The sequence below is a fragment of the Acidocella aquatica genome, assembly GCF_030160635.1.
Taxonomy (GTDB): Bacteria; Pseudomonadota; Alphaproteobacteria; order Acetobacterales; family Acetobacteraceae; genus Acidocella; species Acidocella aquatica.
Genome location: NZ_BSOS01000013.1, coordinates 41142 through 60252, shown reverse-complemented (window position 1 = coordinate 60252; position 19111 = coordinate 41142). Strand labels below are relative to the sequence as shown.

The 19111-nt window shown below is 65.6% G+C and carries 19 protein-coding genes; 17 read left to right on the top strand and 2 right to left on the bottom strand.

Going from position 1 to position 19111, the window contains the following annotated elements:
- The first annotated feature begins 32 nt into the window (after positions 1-32).
- From QQJ84_RS04715 to QQJ84_RS04680, 8 genes are all read left to right on the top strand, one after another.
- Complete coding sequence (locus QQJ84_RS04715) at positions 33-992, top strand: lytic murein transglycosylase (protein ID WP_284256939.1); 960 nt, start codon at positions 33-35, stop codon at positions 990-992.
- Positions 989-1855: an RlpA-like double-psi beta-barrel domain-containing protein gene (locus QQJ84_RS04710; protein ID WP_284256938.1), complete on the top strand. Its 867-nt coding sequence runs from the start codon at positions 989-991 to the stop codon at positions 1853-1855. Before QQJ84_RS04715 ends, QQJ84_RS04710 begins: the two co-directional genes overlap by 4 nt.
- 100 nt (positions 1856-1955) lie before the next feature.
- On the top strand, positions 1956-2582 hold the full coding sequence (gene tmk, locus QQJ84_RS04705; protein ID WP_284256937.1) for a dTMP kinase: 627 nt from the start codon (positions 1956-1958) through the stop codon (positions 2580-2582).
- The gene (locus QQJ84_RS04700; protein WP_284256936.1) at positions 2579-3562 is read left to right on the top strand and encodes a DNA polymerase III subunit delta'; all 984 of its coding nucleotides are present in this window, start codon (positions 2579-2581) and stop codon (positions 3560-3562) included. The genes tmk and QQJ84_RS04700 overlap by 4 nt, the downstream gene beginning before the upstream one ends.
- A complete protein-coding gene (gene metG, locus QQJ84_RS04695; protein WP_284256935.1) occupies positions 3559-5100 on the top strand; it encodes a methionine--tRNA ligase in 1542 nt (513 codons plus the stop codon). Before QQJ84_RS04700 ends, metG begins: the two co-directional genes overlap by 4 nt.
- Positions 5100-5879 carry a TatD family hydrolase gene (locus tag QQJ84_RS04690; RefSeq protein ID WP_284256933.1) on the top strand — a complete coding sequence of 260 codons (780 nt, stop codon included), beginning with the start codon at positions 5100-5102 and terminating at the stop codon, positions 5877-5879. The genes metG and QQJ84_RS04690 overlap by 1 nt, the downstream gene beginning before the upstream one ends.
- A complete protein-coding gene (locus QQJ84_RS04685; RefSeq protein WP_284256932.1) occupies positions 5876-6664 on the top strand; it encodes an MBL fold metallo-hydrolase in 789 nt (262 codons plus the stop codon). The genes QQJ84_RS04690 and QQJ84_RS04685 overlap by 4 nt, the downstream gene beginning before the upstream one ends.
- A 28-nt stretch (positions 6665-6692) precedes the next feature.
- The gene (locus tag QQJ84_RS04680) at positions 6693-7700 is read left to right on the top strand and encodes a zinc-dependent alcohol dehydrogenase family protein (RefSeq protein WP_284256931.1); all 1008 of its coding nucleotides are present in this window, start codon (positions 6693-6695) and stop codon (positions 7698-7700) included.
- Between the two features lie 153 nt (positions 7701-7853).
- Here QQJ84_RS04680 and QQJ84_RS04675 read toward each other — a convergent pair whose 3' ends face one another.
- On the bottom strand, positions 7854-8219 hold the full coding sequence (locus tag QQJ84_RS04675; protein ID WP_284256930.1) for a Rieske (2Fe-2S) protein: 366 nt from the start codon (positions 8217-8219) through the stop codon (positions 7854-7856).
- Between the two features lie 102 nt (positions 8220-8321).
- Positions 8322-8975 carry a Spy/CpxP family protein refolding chaperone gene (locus QQJ84_RS04670; protein ID WP_284256929.1) on the bottom strand — a complete coding sequence of 218 codons (654 nt, stop codon included), beginning with the start codon at positions 8973-8975 and terminating at the stop codon, positions 8322-8324.
- A gap of 135 nt (positions 8976-9110) precedes the next feature.
- Between QQJ84_RS04670 and QQJ84_RS04665 the strand changes: the two genes are divergently transcribed.
- The 9 genes from QQJ84_RS04665 to QQJ84_RS04625 all read left to right on the top strand — a co-directional run bounded on the left by QQJ84_RS04665 (position 9111) and on the right by QQJ84_RS04625 (position 19105).
- Complete coding sequence (locus QQJ84_RS04665) at positions 9111-10037, top strand: aspartate carbamoyltransferase catalytic subunit (RefSeq protein ID WP_284256928.1); 927 nt, start codon at positions 9111-9113, stop codon at positions 10035-10037.
- Positions 10034-11302: a dihydroorotase gene (locus QQJ84_RS04660; protein WP_284256927.1), complete on the top strand. Its 1269-nt coding sequence runs from the start codon at positions 10034-10036 to the stop codon at positions 11300-11302. Before QQJ84_RS04665 ends, QQJ84_RS04660 begins: the two co-directional genes overlap by 4 nt.
- A complete protein-coding gene (gene plsY, locus QQJ84_RS04655; protein ID WP_284256926.1) occupies positions 11299-11880 on the top strand; it encodes a glycerol-3-phosphate 1-O-acyltransferase PlsY in 582 nt (193 codons plus the stop codon). The genes QQJ84_RS04660 and plsY overlap by 4 nt, the downstream gene beginning before the upstream one ends.
- A complete protein-coding gene (dprA, locus tag QQJ84_RS04650; protein WP_284256925.1) occupies positions 11880-13016 on the top strand; it encodes a DNA-processing protein DprA in 1137 nt (378 codons plus the stop codon). The genes plsY and dprA overlap by 1 nt, the downstream gene beginning before the upstream one ends.
- Before the next feature lie 12 nt (positions 13017-13028).
- Entirely contained in the window at positions 13029-15719 is a 2691-nt protein-coding gene (gene topA / locus QQJ84_RS04645; RefSeq protein ID WP_284256924.1) for a type I DNA topoisomerase, read from the top strand.
- Positions 15720-15792: 73 nt separating this feature from the next.
- Positions 15793-16191: an MAPEG family protein gene (locus tag QQJ84_RS04640; RefSeq protein ID WP_284256923.1), complete on the top strand. Its 399-nt coding sequence runs from the start codon at positions 15793-15795 to the stop codon at positions 16189-16191.
- Positions 16192-16350: 159 nt separating this feature from the next.
- Positions 16351-17037 (top strand): metallophosphoesterase family protein, encoded by a 687-nt coding sequence (locus QQJ84_RS04635; RefSeq protein WP_284256922.1) that lies wholly within the window; start codon positions 16351-16353, stop codon positions 17035-17037.
- A complete protein-coding gene (locus tag QQJ84_RS04630; RefSeq protein ID WP_284256921.1) occupies positions 17034-18437 on the top strand; it encodes a cryptochrome/photolyase family protein in 1404 nt (467 codons plus the stop codon). The genes QQJ84_RS04635 and QQJ84_RS04630 overlap by 4 nt, the downstream gene beginning before the upstream one ends.
- Positions 18434-19105, top strand: a complete 672-nt coding sequence (locus QQJ84_RS04625; protein ID WP_284256920.1) for a metallophosphoesterase — start codon at positions 18434-18436, stop codon at positions 19103-19105. The genes QQJ84_RS04630 and QQJ84_RS04625 overlap by 4 nt, the downstream gene beginning before the upstream one ends.
- Positions 19106-19111 lie beyond the last annotated feature (6 nt).

The following is a 19111-nucleotide window of genomic DNA, read 5'->3' as shown; positions in this document are numbered from 1 at the left end:
GGCGCCACGGGCTGGCGTGGCACAATCACCCCATGAACAGGCGCGCATTACTTGGCGGCATTTCCCTCACCCTGGCTCTGCCTGGGTTGGCCCGCGCGCGGGATTTTTCCGGTTTTCTCGCAGGCTTGCGCGCACGCGCCCTGGCCGCGGGCATTCCCCCCGCCATTGTCGCCCAGACCACCGGAAATCTGGTCCCCAACGCCGCTATTCTGAAGCTGGACCACCATCAGGCGGAGTTCACCGAGACCTGGGTTGAATATTCCTCCCATGTGTTGAGCCATGCCCGCCTGCAGGCCGGTGCTATAAAAGCCGCCGAATCGCGCAGTCTGCTCGCCGCCGTGACCAGCCGTTTTGGCGTCGGGGCGGAGCCGCTGCTCGGCATCTGGGGGATCGAGACCAATTACGGCGTCAATCAGGGCGGTTTTGGCGTGATCGACGCCCTCGCCACCCTGGCCTGGGACCGTAACAGCCGTTTCTTCGGCGCTCAGGCCATTGATGCCATGCGTATCGTTGCCAGCGGCGCGGTCCCGGCCTCAAAACTCATCGGCTCCTACGCCGGGGCCATGGGCCAGCCGCAGTTCATGCCTGGGGTCTACCTCTCCACCGCGATCTCCTTTTCGGGGAGCGGCCACCCTGATATCTGGGATTCGGACGCTGATACCCTGGCCTCTATGGCGAACTATCTGGTGAAATACGGCTGGCAGCCCGAGATGCCGTCATCCGAGCCGGTGTTCGCGCCGGGGCTGGACCCCGCGCAAACCGGGCGGGAGGTGGTGCGCAGCCTCGATGACTGGCAGCGCGCCGGGGTGCAGCGCCTGCCCGGCGCGCCCGCATTGCCCGGCAGCACCCAGGCCGCCGTGCTGTTGCCGGATGGCGCCGGTGGCGAAGCCTTCCTGATTTATGCAAATTTCCATGTGATAAGGCGCTATAATGCTTCGGATTTTTATGCACTTGCCGTCGGTTCGTTGGGGCGGGCTGTGCTAAGCGCATGATAAACCGTTATATTCTCGGCATTTTCGCGGTCCTTTCCAGTTGCGCGCACCAGAACGCGGGGCCGCCGCCAGGGCCGGTGAGCTTTACCATCGGCAATCCGTATCAGGCGGGCGGAGAGTGGCGCTATCCGCGCGACTACAACGATTATGACGCGACAGGCCTCTCCACGGTGATTGGCGGCAACACCCCGGCCTACACGGCTGATAATGAAGCCTATGACCCCAATGCACTGGCCGCCGCCAGCCCTGTGCTGCAATTGCCCTGCATCGTGACCATCACCAATCTGGTCAACGGCAATTCGGTGGATGTGCGCGTGAATGATCGCGGCCCGGATATTCCCGGCCGGATCATCGCGGTCACGCCGCGCGTGGCGCGGCTCCTCAATTACCCCCTTGGCGGGGTCGTTGAGGTGGAGGTGAAGCTGAACGCCACGGCAACCGCCGCGCTGGATGGCGCGCTGGGGGAAGGGCCGAAGATGACCGCCGCGCCGGAGGCCGGGATCACCGCGCAGAGCCTCGGCCCACCCGGCTCCGCCACCGCCGGGAACACCCAGAACCTGACCCCCGTGGCAGCCAGCAGCGCGGCGGCGCCCGCCGTGCAGCTGACCGGCCAACTCACAGTAAGCGCGCCCTCGCCAGGGCCGCTGTTTGTGCAAATTCCGGGCTTTGGCCGGCCGTGGGACGCACATCAGGCCATGCAGCGCCTGGGCGCGATGCCCGCGCGCATTGTTCCCGAATTTGGCGGTGACCGGACACTTTATGCTGTTAACATAGGGCCTTATCACTCAGTTGAGGATGCCGACGCGGCACTGAAACAAGTGCTGGACCTGGGCATCCCCGACCCTGAGATCATCGTGCGATGAGCGCGTTAAGGATTATCGTGCGATGAGCGCGTTAGAGATTATCGTGCGATGAGCGCGTTGGGTGTAATCCTGCGATGAGCGCGTTAGGGGTAATCATCAGGTGAGCGTGCGCGACGGCGTTTTCATCACGCTGGAAGGCGGGGAGGGGGCTGGCAAATCCACCGCCGCCCTGCGCCTGACCACGCTGCTGCGCGAGGCGGGACACGAGGTTCTGGCCACGCGCGAGCCTGGCGGCACGCCGGGGGCGGAGGCGATTCGCGCCCTGTTGCTCAATCCTGACACGGAATTGACCGCCATGGCCCAGACAATGCTGCATTTCGCCGCGCGGGCGGACCATGTGGCGTGTGTCATCCGCCCGGCGCTGGCGCGCGGCGCGGTGGTGATATGTGACCGTTATTCAGACTCCACCATGGCGTATCAGGCCTACGGCATGGGGGTGGAGATTGCCGCCGTTGCCGCGCTGACGCGGCTGATAGACCTCATGCCTGACATCACCTTCATGTTGGAAGTGCCTGAATCTGTTTCAAAATCCCGTTTGAATTCGCGTGGCGCGGCCAGTGACCGCTATGAGCAGATGGGCGCCGAGGTGATGGCGCGCATCGCCCAGGGGTTCCGCGCCATCGCCGCCGCCGAGCCCGCGCGCTGCGTGGTGGTTGACGGCACGGAGCCGGTGGAGGTGGTCGTGGGCCGCATGCGCGAAGTCATCCGGGAGCGGACCGGGCGTTGACGATCGAGCCGCGCGCCAACCCGCATTTCAGGGGGCATGAGGCGGCACTCGCCTCGCTCCACCACGCCGCCAGCGCCGGGCGGCTGCATCACGGCTGGCTGATCTCGGGGCCGCCGGGCATCGGCAAGGCGACGCTGGCCTTCAGGTTTGCCCGCTGGCTGCTGGCCGGGGGCACCAGCGCGGATCTCTCATTGCCTGCCAGCTCCCCGGTGTTCCGCCGGGTGGCGGCGGCCACGCACCCTGATCTGTTCACGGTGGAGCGGCGGTTGAATGATAAGAAGGACCGGCTGCAGTCGGTTATCGTGATCGAGACGGTCCGCGAGGCCATCGGGTTCATGCATCACACGCCCTCGGAGGGCGGCTGGCGGGTGGTGATCGTTGATGGCGCGGAGGACATGAACCCGCAGACCGCCAACGCGTTGCTGAAAATGCTGGAGGAGCCACCGGCGCGGGCGATCCTGCTGCTGGTCACAGCGGCGCCTGGGCGGTTGCTGCCCACCATCCGCAGCCGCTGCCGCGCTCTGCCGCTCTCGCCGCTGCCGGATGGCGATGTGGCGGCGCTGCTGGCTGACTACGCCCCTGAATTGGGCGCGGATGAGCGGGTGCGGCTGGTTGGGCTGGCGGAGGGCAGCATCGGCACGGCGCTGACCCTCGCGGCGCAAGGCGGCGTGGCGCTGGCCGGGCTGGTGGACGAGGTTCTGGCGGCGCCGGTTTCTCCCGCGCGCGCGCAGGCCATTGCCGACACCGTTGCGCGCGCGGTGGAGGGCACGGACCATTTCGAGACCTTCTTCACCCTGCTGCGCGCGGAACTGGCCAGCCGCACCCGCGCCGCCGCCCGCTCCGGCCAGAACCTGGCGCGGCTTGCGGGGGATGTTACGCTCTGGCAGGAGTTCGGACAGCTTGAACGTGAGACCGCCGGTCTCAATCTTGATAAACGCGCCGCGGTGATCGTGGCGCTCAGCCAGTTGCACAGGTCATGAATCAACAGAAATTTTATATCACCACGCCGATTTATTATGTGAACGGCGCGCCGCACCTCGGCCACGCCTATACCTCGGTCGCCGCCGATGTGCTGGCCCGCTTCAAGCGGCTGGACGGGTTCGATGTGTTTTTCCTCACCGGCACCGATGAGCACGGCCAGAAGGTGGAAGCCGCCGCCCGCGCCGCGGGCATTGATCCGCAGAGTTTCACCGACAAGGTCTCCGCTGATTTTCAGGACATGGCGCGGCGGATGAACATCTCCAACGATGACTTCATCCGCACCACCGAGGCGCGGCACAAGGCCAGCGCGCAGGCCATCTGGCTGAAATTGCAGGAAAATGGGGCCATCTACCTCGGCGCCTATGAGGGCTGGTACGCGGTGCGCGACGAGGCTTTCTACGATGAGGAAGAGCTCACAACCGGGCCGGACGGCACCAAAAGGGCCCCGAGCGGCGCCCCGGTGGAATGGGTGATCGAGCCGTCGTATTTCTTTAAACTCAGCGCCTTCCAGGACAGGCTTCTGGCCTATTACGAGGCCAACCCGGATTTCATTGCCCCCCAGGCCAAGCGCAACGAGATCCTCTCCTTCGTGCGCGGCGGCCTTAAGGACCTCTCCATCAGCCGCACCAGCTTCTCCTGGGGCATTCCGGTGCCGGGCGATGAGAAACATGTGATGTATGTCTGGCTCGACGCGCTGGTGAACTACATCACTGCCGCCGGATACCCGGACCTTAACGGCCCGCGCGGGGGGTATTGGCCGGCCAGCCTGCATCTGGTGGGCAAGGAGATCATCCGCTTCCACGCCGTGTACTGGCCTGCCTTCCTCATGGGCGCGGGGCTGGCATTGCCTGAAAAAGTGTTCTCGCACGGCTGGTGGACGGTCGAGGGCGAGAAGATGAGCAAATCGACCGGCAATTTCATCGATGTGCGCCCCTTGGTGGAAGAATTCGGCCTGGACACGGTGCGCTTCTTCCTGCTGCGCGAGGTGCCCTTCGGCAACGATGGCGATTTCTCCCGCAAGGCGCTGATTTCACGGACAAATGCGGAGCTTGCCAACGGCATCGGCAATCTGGCGCAGCGCACGCTCTCCTTCATCGCCAAAAACGCCGGCGGCGTGGTGCCGCCAAAAGGCACGCTGCATGAGGCTGACCATGTGCTGCTGGAGCTGGCAGCCGAGCTGCCGGAGAAGGTGAGGGGGGCAATGTCGCGCCTTGCCTTCCACGAGGCGCTGGACGAGACCTGGAAGCTGATCCGCGCCGCCGATGGCTATATCGACCACCAGGCCCCCTGGGCACTGCGCAAGAGCGACATCGCGCGCATGAACACGGTGTTGTTCGTGCTGGCCGCCGTCCTGCGCACCGTGGCGCTGTTGCTGCAGCCCTTCATGCCCGGCAGCATGGCCAAGCTGCTGGACCAGCTTGGCGTGGCGGCGGATGCGCGCCAGTTCACCGCGCTGGATACCGCGCTGGCCGAAGGCACGCCGCTGCCCGCCCCGGCCGGGCTGTTCCCCCGCTTCGTCGAGGCGGAGGCCAAATAATGCTGGTCGATACGCATTGCCATCTCGACTATTTCAACCAGCCCGGTGAGGAAGCCGCGGTGGTGGAACGCGCCCGCGCCGCCGGCGTGGAAACCCTGGTGACAATCGGGGTTACCCTCAAACAATCACAACAAGCCATTGACATTGCAGAAAAATATGATAATGTCTGGGCCTGCGTCGGGGTTCACCCCAACCACGCGGCGGATGTTTTGCCGGTCGCGGCACCGGAGGCGATCGCCGAGATGGCGAAACACCCGAAGGTGATCGGCATCGGTGAGAGCGGGCTGGATTATTTCTACGAAAAAGCCTCGCGTGACGTGCAGGCGCAAAATTTCCGGGCCAATATCCGCGCGGCGCAAATCTCCGGCCTGCCGCTGGCCATCCATGCGCGCGACGCCGATGACGACATCATCCGCATTTTGCAGGAGGAGCGGGCGGGGGGCGGCGATTTCGGCTTTTTGCTGCACTGTTTTTCCTCCACCCGCAAACTGGCCGAGGCGGCGGTGGCGATGGGCGGCTATATCTCCTTCTCCGGTATTTTAACCTTCCCCAAATCGTTGGAATTGCGGGAAATCGCCGCAGATATGCCGCTGGAGCGCCTGCTGGTGGAAACTGACTCCCCCTATCTTGCCCCCGTGCCGTTCCGGGGCAAGCGCAATGAGCCGGCCTACACTGTGCATACCGCCAAGGTATTATCTGAAATCAAAAGGATATCGCCCGAGGCGGTGGCGGAACTCACAACCCGGAATTTCCACACCCTCTACGGCAAGGCGGCATGAAGGTTACGCTGCTGGGGGTTGGCGGCTCGGCCGGGCTGCCGCAGATCGGCGGCCCCGGCGGTTTTGGCGACTGGGGCAAGACCGACCCCGCCGAGCCGCGCAACCGCCGCACGCGCTCCAGCATCGTCATCGAATCAACTGAAAACAAACGAATATTGGTCGACACCTCGCCCGATCTGCGCTTGCAGCTTATCGCCTGCGGCATTGGGCGCATCGACGCGCTGGTCTACACCCATGCCCATGCCGACCATATCGCGGGGCTGGATGAAATCCGTATTCTCAACCGCCTGCTGGGCGCGCCGCTGCCGGCCTACACCGATACATGCACCTGGGGCGAGTTGTACCAGCGGTTCGACTACGCTTTCCGCCCGTTCAGCGGCGGCTTCTTCTACCGCCCGGTGCTGGTGCCGCATACGGTCGAGCCAGGAAACATCGTGGAAATTCAAGGCCTTCCCGCGCGGTTTATTAACCAGGACCACGGCACAATGCGCTCGCTCGGCCTGCGCGTGGAAAACCTGGCCTACTGCACGGATGTCGTGCGGCTGGACGAGACCGCGCTCGAAGCGCTGGAAAATCTCGACGTGCTGGTGATAGATTGCTTCACCCCAGGCCCGATCCACCCGACGCATGCCAATCTGGCCACCGTGCTCGGCTGGGTGGAGCGCCTGCGCCCCAGGCGCACCGTGCTTACGCATCTGGGGCCGGATATGGACTACCAGCACCTGCGCGCCACGCTGCCCGCTGGCGTGGAACCAGGATACGATGGCATGGTGATCGAAGCCTGAAACAATAAAACAAGAGGATAACGCCTGCATGAAAGCAGTTCGCATTGGCGCCCCGGCCACGCTCGCCGCGCTCACCTTGGTTAACCTGCCCGCCGCCGCGCCGCCAGGCCCTGGCGAAATCACGGTATCTTTGCGTGCCAGTAGCCTGAATTATCATGATTATGCGGTTGTCTCCGGGATGATCCCGGCCGCTGCCGGGCGCATCCCGATGTCTGATGGCGCGGGTGAGGTGGCGGCGGTTGGCGAGGGCGTGCGTGATTTCACCCCCGGCGATGCCGTGCTCACGACTTTTTTCCCCCATTGGCTGGATGGCCGCGCGCCTGACGAAGGCTTCCAATACGTCCCCGGCGACGGCATGGACGGCTATGCCCGCGAGGCCGTGACCGCGCCTTCCACCTGGTTCACGCGCGCGCCAAGGCATCTCAACCATGTCGAATCGGCGGCGATCACCTGCGCCGGGGTCACCGCCTGGAAGGGCCTGGTCGCCGACGGCGGCGTGAAAGCGGGCGACACGGTGCTGATCCAGGGCACCGGCGGGGTCTCCATCTTCGCGCTGCAACTGGCCAAGGCCTTTGGCGCGACGGTCATCGCCACCTCCTCCTCGGCGGCAAAGCTGGAAAGGCTGAAGGCGCTGGGCGCGGATCATCTCATCAACTACCGCGAGCAGCCCGAATGGGGCGTAGCGGCGCGCGCGATAACCGGCGGGCGCGGCGTGGACATTGTGGTGGAGATCGGCGGGGCAGGCACTTTGCCGCAATCCATCCAATCGCTGCGTCTTGGCGGGCATATCGCGCTGATCGGCGTGCTGGCGGGTTTTGCCGGCCCGATTCCCACCGCGGCCATCATGATGCGCCAGGCCCATGTCGTTGGCGTCACCGTCGGCAGCCGGCAGCACCAGCTTGATCTGATCCGCGCATTGGAAGCCACGGGGCTAAAACCGGTGATCGACAAGACTTTCCCGCTGGAACAATTGGTTGACGCATTCCGTTACCAGGAATCCAACGCCCATTTCGGCAAAATCGGCATTGAAATCTAACCGCTCCGCCGCGGATCGCTGCTGGAGCCTGTATTTCGACTTTCCATAATATTGATTCTGCGATTTATGGAGGCCAGGAAAAAGGCGGCCGCAAGCCCCGGCCGCCCCTTGTCTTAAACTTCCAGAAAAATTCTTAAACTTCCAGAAAAATTCTTAAACTTCCAGAAAAATCGCGCCGTCCTTTTCTGTCGCGGCCAGCGTCTTCAATCCGGTGGGCTTCTTGCCCATGGCCAGCGCGCTCTGTGCCCAACCCGGCAGCGGCATCCCGAGGAGGCTCTTCACCCAGTCCATGTTGCGGCCCGAGCAGATGTCGAACTTCGAGCCGTGAAACGGGCAGGTCACCGCCCCGCCCTCAATCTTGCCCTTGGTCAGCGGCATGCCCAGATGCGGGCATTTGTTCACAAACGCCTGCACTTTGCCGTTTACGCGTGTTAGCGCGACGGAATGCCCGCCTGCGTTAACAATATGCAGCTTACTATCGCGCACCTGGTCGGATTTGGCGGCTTCGATCTGGCTCATTCGGGCGTCTCCCTTGTAAAATAAGGCCGTTTTGGCTCTCGCCACATCGTTTCTGATGCAATACGGCCCATTTCTCAAGCGGCAACCGTGTGAACTCTGGTATCAGAACGGCGGGCCGCCAAAGCCCATCATCCCTTGCCACATGCCCTCCCGGCCAAAGCCCCGGCCGCAACCAGCCATCCCCCTGCCCGCCTCGGCCAACCCGGGCAAAATTTCGGTTGCCTGCCCGCTTTGGAAGGCTGTCAGATGCGGCAGCAAAGCCTGCGCGGCGGCGTGTTTCTTGTCGAAATCCTGCTTACGCAGATCAATCATCTGGCTCATCAAGGTGAACTGATCGTCCGGCGCGGTTTTGGCCGTGGCACCTTGCAACAAGGCGCGCATCGCGGGCCACATCGCCTGATCAGCCGCGGTGACTGCGGTGGTGTATGTATCCCAGTCAGCGCTCTGCGCCTGCGTGATATTCAGCTCCTGCTTGAGCGCGGCAAACATGGTCTCGCTGGCCGCCGGGCCGGATTTGGCTTTCCAGCCTCCACCTCCCCAGCCGTTCATCATTCCGGGGGCGTAGCCGCCGCCCCAGCCGCCCATCATGCCCGGGCCGGGGCCATAACCGCCGCCCCAGCCGCTCATCATCCCCGGACCGTAGCTGGCCGGCGGCGCGCTCTGGTCGCCAGGTGTCTGCGCGGCGGAATACGCGGCCAGCCCCCCAAACAACAAAACCGCGCTACCGAACACTGTAAATCCACGTAATGGCCTCATGGCAAAACCCCTTCTCCTGAGTGCCCGCGACCTAACCCCGCGCCAGGCGTTTGCGCCATGATCTGCGTCAAGAACAGGATAATTCGCTCCAAACCCTTCACACGACGCGGGCGAATGTGGTCTAACCGGGTTTTAATGACATCTCCCAAGCATCTGCTCGGCATCGAGGGGTTGAACCCGGTCGCCGTCACCTCGTTGCTCGACCTCGCGGAGAGCTACGTCCTCCTCAACCGTTCCGGCAAAACCCAGCGGGATTCCCTGCGCGGGCGCACGCTGATCAACCTCTTCTTTGAGGATTCCACCCGCACCCGCACCAGTTTCGAGCTGGCCGGCAAGCGGCTGGGCGCGGATGTTATCAACATGTCCGTCTCCACCTCCTCGGTCACCAAGGGTGAGACCCTGCTGGACACGGCGGCGACCCTCAACGCCATGAACTGCGACCTGCTGGTGGTGCGCCACAACCGCTCCGGCGCCCCCGCGCTGCTGGCGCAGAAGGTTGAAGCCTCGGTCATCAACGCGGGTGACGGCACCCATGAGCACCCCACCCAGGCGCTGCTTGATGCCCTGACCATCCGCCGCCGCAAGGGCCGCATCTCCGGCCTCACCGTGGCGATTTGCGGCGACATCGCGCATTCGCGCGTTGCGCGGTCCAATATTCTGCTGCTCACCATGATGGGCAATTTCGTGCGGGTTGTCGGCCCGCCCACCCTCATTCCCTCCGGCATCGAGGCCGCGGGCGTCACCGTGTGTCATGACATGGAGGAGGGTCTGAACGGCGCTGACATCGTGATGGCCCTGCGCCTGCAAAAAGAGCGCATGTCCGCCGGGCTGATCCCCTCCTCGCGCGAGTTTTTCGCCTATTACGGGCTGGACCGCCGCAAGCTCGGCTTCGCCAAGCCAGACGCGCTGGTGATGCACCCCGGCCCGATGAATCGCGGCGTCGAGATTGACAGCGACGTTGCCGACGACCCGGTGCGTTCGCTCATCAGGGAGCAGGTGGAAATGGGCGTGGCGGTGCGCATGGCCGTGCTTGACGCTCTGGCGCGGGGTGAAATCCTATGATCCTGTTCCGTAAAATCAGATATCTGGATAGTGCCGCGCAGGCCCTGGTTGCGGGCGAGCTGCTGGTGAAGGATGGCCGCATCGCCGATTTTGGCCCCTCGCTCGGCCAGCCCGATGGCGCCACGATCATCGAGGCCGAGGGCGCCGTGCTCTGCCCCGGCCTGGTGGACATGCGCGCCAGCCTCGGCGAGCCGGGGTTTGAATACCGCGAGACCATCGCCAGCGCGGCGGCGGCGGCGGCGGCGGGCGGCATCACCACCATCGCCGTGCTGCCTGACAGCTCCCCCCCCATCGACGACCCAGCCTTGGTCCATCTCATCACCGCGCGCGGTGCCGAGACCGGCAGTGTCAGCCTGTTGCCCTACGCCGCCGCCACGCGCGGCTGCGCCGGGCAGGAGCTGGCCGAATACGGGCTGTTGAAAGCCGCCGGGGCCATCGCCTTCACCGATGGCGCCAAAACCATCGCCTCCTCGCGCCTGATGCGTCTCGCCCTGAGCTACGCCAGCGGTTTTGGCATGCGCATTGTGCAACACCCTGAAGATTATGAGCTGGCCAAGAGCGGCGCCGCCACCAGCGGCGCGCGCGCCAGCTGGATGGGCCTGCCCGGCATCCCCGCCGCCGCCGAGGCCATCTGCGTGGCGCGTGATATCCGCCTGGCCGAGATGGCCAATAGCGCCGTGCATTTCGCCCATGTCACCACCGCCGAGGCCCTGGCGCTGATCCGCCAGGCCAAGGACAAGGGCCTGCGCGTGACCTGTGACACCGCCCCGCCCTATTTTGACCTCAACGAGACCGCGATCGGCGGCTACCGCACCTATGCCAAGCTCTCGCCGCCGCTGCGCGCGGAGGCTGACCGTCAGGCTGTGCTGGCCGCCTTGCGCGATGGCACAATTGACGCCATCGCCTCCGACCATCAGCCGCGCGACGCCGACGACAAGCGCCTCCCCTTCGCCGAAGCCTCTCCCGGCGGCGCTGGCCTGGCAACACTGCTTGGCGTCACATTGGCGCAGGTGCAATCAGGCCACCTCACGCTGCCCCAGGCGCTTGCCCTGCTCACCGCCCGCCCGGCCGCGTGGCTCGGCATCAACGCGGGTGTCATCGCCAAAGGCGCGCCGGCTGATCTCTGCCTGTTCCACCCCGAGCGCTCCTGGCAGGTGAACGCCGGGCAGATGCCGGGCAAGGCGCAAAACACGCCCTTTGACGGCCGCGCGCTCGAAGGCGTGGTGCTGGGCACCTGGAAAGCCGGTGTAAGGGTCTTTGGATGACGATTTTTCTGCTTTGCGTGTTCGCCTATATGGTGGGGTCCATCTCCTTTGGCCTGCTGCTCACCCGCGCCGCCGGTCTGGGGGACATTCGCGCCATCGGCTCGGGCAACATCGGCGCCACCAACGTGCTGCGCACCGGCAACAAAAAACTTGCCGCCGCCACCCTGCTGCTGGATGCGGTGAAGGGCACGCTGGTGGTGCTTTTCGTGCGCCATTATGCCCATGGCGGCGTGTTTCTGGCGGCGCTGGCGGTGTTTCTCGGCCATCTCTACCCGGTCTGGCTGGGGTTTAAGGGTGGCAAGGGCGTTGCCACGGGGCTTGGCGTGTTCTGGGGCGTGTGCTGGCCGCTGGGCGCGCTGTGCTGCGCGCTCTGGCTCGCCGTTGCGGCCACATTGCGCCGCTCCTCGCTCGCGGCGCTCTCCGCCTTCGCCATCTCCCCCGCGGCCGCCTGGTATTTTCAATCCTGGAAAACCGCCTTGCTGGCGCTCATCATCGCGGCGCTGGTGTTCTGGAAGCACCGCGCCAACATTGAGCGGCTGCTGGCCGGCACGGAGCCTAAAATCGGCCAGAAGGCGTGATGCCCCCGCAGATTGACCGCCTGCGTCTGGTCCGCACCGAGAGCGTCGGCCCCATCACCTACCGCCGCCTGCTCTCGCGCTTCGAGACCCCGGCCGAAGCCCTGGCCGCCCTGCCCGAGCTGGCCCGCGCCGGGGGCCGCGCCACCGCGCCGCGCATTCCAACGCCCGCGGAAGCCGAACGCGAATTCGCGGCCCTTGCCCGCATGGGGGGGAAGTTCATCTTCCTGAATACGCCCGAATACCCTGAATATCTGGCCCAACTGCCCGACGCGCCGCCGGTCATCGCCGTGCTGGGCGATCTCAGCCTCCTGCACACCCGCGCCATCGGCATCGTCGGCGCGCGCAACGCCTCGGCCAACGGCATGCGCCTGGCTGAATCCCTTGGCGCGGAACTGGCCGCATCCCTCACCGTGGTCTCCGGCCTGGCGCGCGGGATAGATGCCGCCGCCCACACCGGCGCCCTGCGCACCGGCAAGACCATCGCGGTCATCGCGGGCGGGCTGGACCTGCCCTACCCGCCCGAGAACGAAAAACTGCAACGCCTGATCGCGCAACACGGCGCCGTGGTCGCCGAGGCCCCGCTCGGCACCGCGCCCATTGCCCGCCACTTCCCCAAGCGCAACCGCATCATCGCCGGGCTGGTGCTGGGCCTTGTGGTCATCGAGGCGGCGGCCCGCTCCGGCTCGCTGCTCACCGCGCGCATGGCGCTTGAGGCGGGGCGCGAGCTGTTCGGTGTCCCCGGCTCCCCGCTGGACCCGCGCTCCCAGGGCGCCAACGACCTCATCCGCCAGGGCGCCCACCTCACGGAATCCGCCGCCGATGTTCTGGCCAACCTGCCGGGCCACCCCGCCAGCCAGGGCCTGGGCCGTGACCCGATGTTCCAGCACGGCGCGCCGTCCGGCTTCGCCGAACCCGCATTCGCCTGGGTGGACCCTGCCGAGAGCGCCCGTGAACTCGCCCGCGCGCGCCTGGAAATCCCAGCGCTGATCGGCGCCGATCCGGCCGGAGTTGACGAGATCGCCCGGCGCTGCCAGTTGTCGGGTGCCGCCGTCACGGCGGTTCTACTTGAGCTTGAACTCGCGGGGAGGGTGGAAACCCTCGCCGGTAACCGCGTCGCGCGTCCCGCCGACCTATGATTGGAACGGTTCTTGACTGATATCGTCGTCGTCGAATCCCCGTCAAAAGCCAAGACAATCAACAAATATCTCGGCGATTCGTATAAGGTCCTGGCCTCCTTCGGCCATGTGCGCGACCTGCCGCCCAAAGACGGCTCGGTCCGCCCTGACGAAGATTTCGCCATGTCGTGGGAGGCCGACGAGCGCGGCAACAAGCACATGGGCGAGATCGCCCGTGCGCTGAAGGGCGCCAAAACCCTCTATCTGGCGACTGACCCTGATCGTGAGGGCGAGGCCATCTCCTGGCATGTGCGCGCGATGCTGGAGGACAAGAACGCGCTCAAGGGCGTCAACGTGCTGCGCGTCACCTTCAACGAGATCACCAAATCCGCGGTCAAAACCGCGATGGCCCACCCGCGCGAGCTGGATCAGCCGCTCATCGAGGCCTACATGGCCAGGCGGGCGCTGGATTATCTGGTCGGCTTCACCCTCTCGCCTGTGCTCTGGCGCAAGCTGCCGGGCAGCAAATCCGCCGGGCGGGTGCAATCGGTTTCGCTGCGCCTCATCTGTGAGCGCGAGGCCGAGATCGAGGTTTTCAAATCCCGCGAATACTGGACCATCGAGGCCGGCATGGTCACACCGGCCGGCGCGCCCTTCCCTGCCCGCCTCACGCATTACCAGGGCAAGAAGCTCGAGCAGTTTGATCTGGGCGGCGAAGCCAAGGCGCTGGCCGCCAAGGAAGCGGTTAAATCCGGCAGCTTCACCGTCGCCCAGGTTGATAAAAAACGCACCAAGCGCAACCCGCCGCCGCCCTTCATCACCTCCACCTTGCAGCAGGAGGCCAGCCGCAAGCTCGGCTTCTCCTCGCAGCAGACCATGCGCCTCGCGCAGCAGCTCTATGAAGGCATCGACATCGGCGGTGAGACCGTGGGCCTCATCACCTACATGCGAACTGACGGCGTGCAGCTCGCCAAGGAGGCCGTTACCGCAATCCGCGCGCAGATCAAATCCGATTTCGGCCCGGACTATATCCCCGTGGCCCCGCGCGAATACATCTCCAAGGCGAAAAACGCGCAGGAGGCCCATGAGGCCATCCGCCCCACCGATATCGGCCTGAAGCCCGAGCGCGTCGGCCGCATGCTGAGCAGCGAGCAGGCCCGGCTCTACGAGCTGATCTACAAACGCGCCATGGCCTGCCAGATGTCCGCCGCCGAGCTGGACCAAACCGCCGTGGATATGACCGACGGAAAGGGCCAAACCCTGCGCGCCACCGGCTCCGTGCTGGCCTTTGACGGATTTTTGAAGCTCTACCACGAGGACCAGGACGACGCGTCCTCGGATGACGAGGACTCCCGCCTGCTGCCGCCCATCGCCAAGGGCGACCCGCTTAAAACCGCCAAGGTGGATGCCTCCCAGCACTTCACCCAGCCGCCGCCGCGTTATTCCGAGGCCTCGCTGGTGAAAAAGATGGAGGAGCTGGGCATCGGCCGCCCCTCCACCTACGCCTCCATCCTCACCGTTCTGCGTGACCGCAATTACGTACGCCTGGAAGCCCGCCGCTTCATCCCCGAGGACCGCGGCCGCCTCGTCACCGCCTTCCTCACCAGCTTCTTCTCGCGTTATGTGGACACCGGCTTCACCGCCGCGCTGGAGGAACAGCTCGACGAGATCGCCGAGGGCAAGATGCGCTGGCGCGACGTGCTGCGCGCCTTCTGGGACGATTTTTCCGCCGCCGTGGCGCAAACCAAAGACCTCAAAATCTCCGACGTCATCGACGCGCTGGACGCCGACCTCGGCCCGCATTTCTTCCCCCCCCGCGAGGACGGCACCGACCCGCGCTCCTGCCCCGCCTGCGGCGCCGGGCGCATCGGGCTCAAGCTCGGGCGCTTTGGCAGCTTCATCGGCTGCTCCAACTATCCCACCTGCCAATACACCCGCAAACTCGCCATCGACGGTGGAGACAACCCGGATGAGAGCCTGAAGGATGGTATGCGCCTGCTCGGCAAACACCCCGAAACCGGCGAAGATATTACTTTAAAACGAGGCCCTTATGGGTTGTATGTGCAACAGGGCGAGCCTGACCCGGCGGATAAGAAGGCCAAGCCCAAACGCTCATCGCTGACCAAGGGCATGGACCCCGAGGCGCTGACCCTGGAAGACGCGCTGGGCCTGCTCTCGCTCCCGCGCCTGATCGGCCTGCATCCCGAGTCGGGCCAGAAGATCGAGGCCGGGGTCGGCCGCTTTGGCCCTTATGTGAAAATGGGCGCCATTTTTGCCTCGCTCGACCGTGACGACGACGTGCTCCACATCGGCCTCAACCGCGCGATGGACCTGATCGGCAAAAAACAGGATTCCATCCGCAGCCTGGGCGACCACCCGAAGGATGGCGCCCCCGTGGTTGCCCGCAAGGGCCGCTTCGGCCCCTATGCGCAATGGGGCAATGTGGTTGCCAACCTGCCGCGCGGCGTGGAACTGGGCGACTTCACCCTGGAGCAGGCGGTGGCGCTGCTGGCCGAAAAGGGCAAGGTCATCGTGCCCAAGGGCAAAAAGGGGGCGGCGAAAAAGCCCGCGGCCAAGGCGAAAGCCAAGGCGGCTCCGGCCGTGAAAGAGGCCAAGGCGAAAGCCCCGCCAAAGGCGAAGGCGAAGCCAAAACACCCCGCTAAGGCACCAGCCAAGGCCAAGCCCGCCGCCAAACCCAAAGCTCCCGCCAAGGCAAAAGCCTGAGCCGGACCGCCTGGGAAAATTTTCAAAAAGCTGGAAATAAACCCAGCCCCGCGCACCGGAGAGGAACCATCGCATGCAGAATTTTCATATCACGCTGCTCACCGCCGGTGTTCTGGGGCTCATCTTTCTGGGGATCTCCATCCACGTGGTGCGCCAGCGCATGGCCACCAAGGTGGTGATTGGCGATGGCGACGCGAGGCCCGGCACCGAGGGCTTGCGCGCCGCGATCCGCATGCACGCCAATTTCGCCGAATATGTGCCGCTGATCCTCATTCTGCTCGGCGGCATCGAATATGCCGGTGCGCCGCATGCTCTGGTCGTGGGCCTGGCGGTGGCGCTTGTTGCCGCCCGCTTGTCGCACGCCTTCGGCCTGCCCCGCCCCGCCCCCAACCTGCTGCGCGCTGGCGGCGCGATGCTCACCTGGATCGTGCTGCTCACCGCCAGCATCACCGCCCTGGCTCTGGCTCTCTGAGCCACCAAGGTGGTTGCGTTGGGGTCTCATGAAAATCCGCCTGGTGGGGGCGCGCTATTTAGATAGCGGCGCTTTCCCCGGGCGCATGCCTGCGCTGAAATCAACTTAATCAGCAATTTATCCATAGCCGAAAAACGCATAATATGCTTGTTGCAGCGCATGACCGCTGCCCCCATTCACCTGCGCGATGAACGCTTTATGCTCGACCCAGCCGGCGCTGCCTTCTGGCCGGCGCGGCGTATTCTCATCGCCGCCGACCTGCAATTCGAGAGGCCCATCCCCGGTGCGCCGCGCCCCCCCGCGCCGCATGACAACAAGGCCACGCTGGAGCGTCTCAACCGCCTTGTCCGCCTCTACCGCCCGGCAAAGGTTATCATTCTGGGCGGCAATTTGCCGGACCGTGACGCCACCAGCCTGCTGGCCAAGGATGAGCGCGCGCGAATCGAGGTGATGGCCCGCGAGGCGAGCTTTATCTGGGTGTCGGACAAACCAGAAGCCACCGCGGGTCTGCCGGGCGTCTGCGTCTCTCTCTACCGCGAGGGCGCGTTCACCTTCCGCCACGCCGCCGGGCCGCAGCTTGGGCCGCGCGAGTTCGAGATCTCCGGCTATTTCCAGCCGAAGGCCAGCATCGATGCCCGCGCCAAGCGCGTCAGCCGCCCGTGTTTCGTCACCGGCGCCAACCGGCTCATGCTGCCCGCCTTCGGCACGCATGGCGGCGGGCTGGATGTGCGCGACCACACAATCTCCCGCTTCTTCCCGCGCGGCCTGCGCGTGTTCCTCCTCGGGCAGGACCAGCTCTTCTCCTTCGCGCTGGAGCAGCTTGGCCGCATGGCCGAGGTGGCATGAAGCCTGCGCTGCTGTGGTTGCGCAACGACCTGCGGCTGCACGACAACCCGGCGCTCGCCGCCGCCCTCGCCGGGGGCGGCCCGGTTTTGCCGGTCTATATCCTCGATGAACAGATGGGCGCCGCCAGCCGCTGGTGGCTGCACCATTCGCTCACCCGCCTGCAGGCCGATTTCGCCCAGCGCGGCGCCGCGCTGGTGCTGCGCCGGGGTGACCCGGCCCGCATCATCCCCGAACTGGCCGCGCAAACCGGCGCCACCGCCGTGCATGCCGCCCGCAGTTTCGAGCCCGCCCTGCGCGATTCCGACCGCGCCGTGGACGCCGCCCTGCGCCCGCATAACATCGGCTTCCACCGCCACCTCTCCACCAGCCTGTTCGCGCCGGAGCGGATACAAACCAAAACCGGCGGCGCTTACGGCGTCTACACCCCCTTTGCCAATGCCTGCTTCAGCGCCGGAGTGCCGGAGACGCTCTGCCCCACCCCGGCGCATATCCCGGGCCTGCCCGGCATCTCCGGCGATACCCTGGCTGGCTGGTCCCTGCTCCCCAAAAAACCCGACTGGGCCGCGGGCCTGCGCGCGAGCTGGACCCCCGGCGAGGCCGGCGCCCATGCCCGGCTGGATGAATTTCTGGCCAAGCCCGTGCGCGAATACGCCACGGCGCGCGACATTCCCGCCCTGCCCGGCACCTCGCGCCTCTCCCCACATGTGCATTTCGGCGAAATCTCGCCGCGCTTCGTCTGGCACCGCGCGGCGGCCCTGGGCGATGCGCCGGGCGTTAAAACCTTCCTGAAGGAGCTGCTCTGGCGCGAATTCTCCATCAACCTGCTCTGGCAGCACCGCGATTTACGCACCCGGCCCATCCGCGCCGAGTTCGCGGGCTTCCCCTGGGCTGAAAACGCCCCTGCCCTGCGCGCCTGGCAGCGCGGGCAAACCGGCATCCCCATCGTTGATGCCGGCATGCGCGAGCTGTGGCAGACCGGCTGGATGCACAACCGCGTGCGCATGATCTGCGCCTCCTATCTGGTGAAGCACCTGCTGCTGCCCTGGCAGCTTGGCGAGGCCTGGTTCTGGGACACGCTCTGCGAGGCCGATGAAGCCGCCAACGCCGCCTCCTGGCAATGGGTGGCGGGCTGCGGCGCCGATGCCGCGCCCTATTTCCGCATTTTCAACCCTGTTCTGCAGGGCCAGAAGTTTGACCCCACCGGCGCTTACGTTCGCCGCTATGTGCCCGAGCTGGCCCGCCTGCCGGACCGTGACATCCAGTCCCCCTGGGAGGCTCCGCCGCAAATTCTCCTCGGTGCCGGTGTTAAACTGGGGTCAAGCTATCCATATCCCATAGTGTCACTGGCGGAAGGAAGGGCGCGGGCATTGGGCGCTTATGCAGCACTGAGGGGAAAATGAAGCCATTGCCGCCGCGCCTGCGCGTGGTGGGCGATGTGCATGGCGACGCCAGAGCCTTCGCCATCGCCGCCGAGACAGACCGCTTTATCGTGCAACTGGGTGATCTGGTGGACGACGGACCAGACACTCCTGGCGCTCTTGCCGTCATGTTCCGCCTGCTCGATGAAGGCCGCGGGCTGTTCCTGCTCGGCAACCATGATTTCAAACTCGCCCGCGCCCTGCGCGGTGACAAGGTCTACGGCCCCGGCGTGGCACGCACCCTGGCCGAGCTGCCCGCCTCCATGCGGGAGCGCACGCTGGAAGTCATCTCCCAGGCCCCCGCCTGGATCAGCACGCGCACCGCCATATTTGTCCACGGCGGCTTCCACCCCGGCATGCTGGGCCAGTCCCCGCCGCCTTTCCCGCCGGGCCGCCCCGAGCCGCTGGTCGCCCGCGCCCTCTATGGCCAGACGACCGGGCGCGTCACAGGTGCCGGCAAACCCGAGCGCCTGTTGCGCTGGGTGGACGATATCCCGCCGGGCATGACGCTCTATTGCGGCCACGACCAGCGCAGCGCCGACGGCCGCCCCTATATCCGCTCCGGGCGGGCCGGCGCCCGGGCCGTGTTTCTTGATACCGGTGCGGGCAAGGGCGGGCATCTGTCATGGATGGACATAGACCTGCCGTAACGAAGC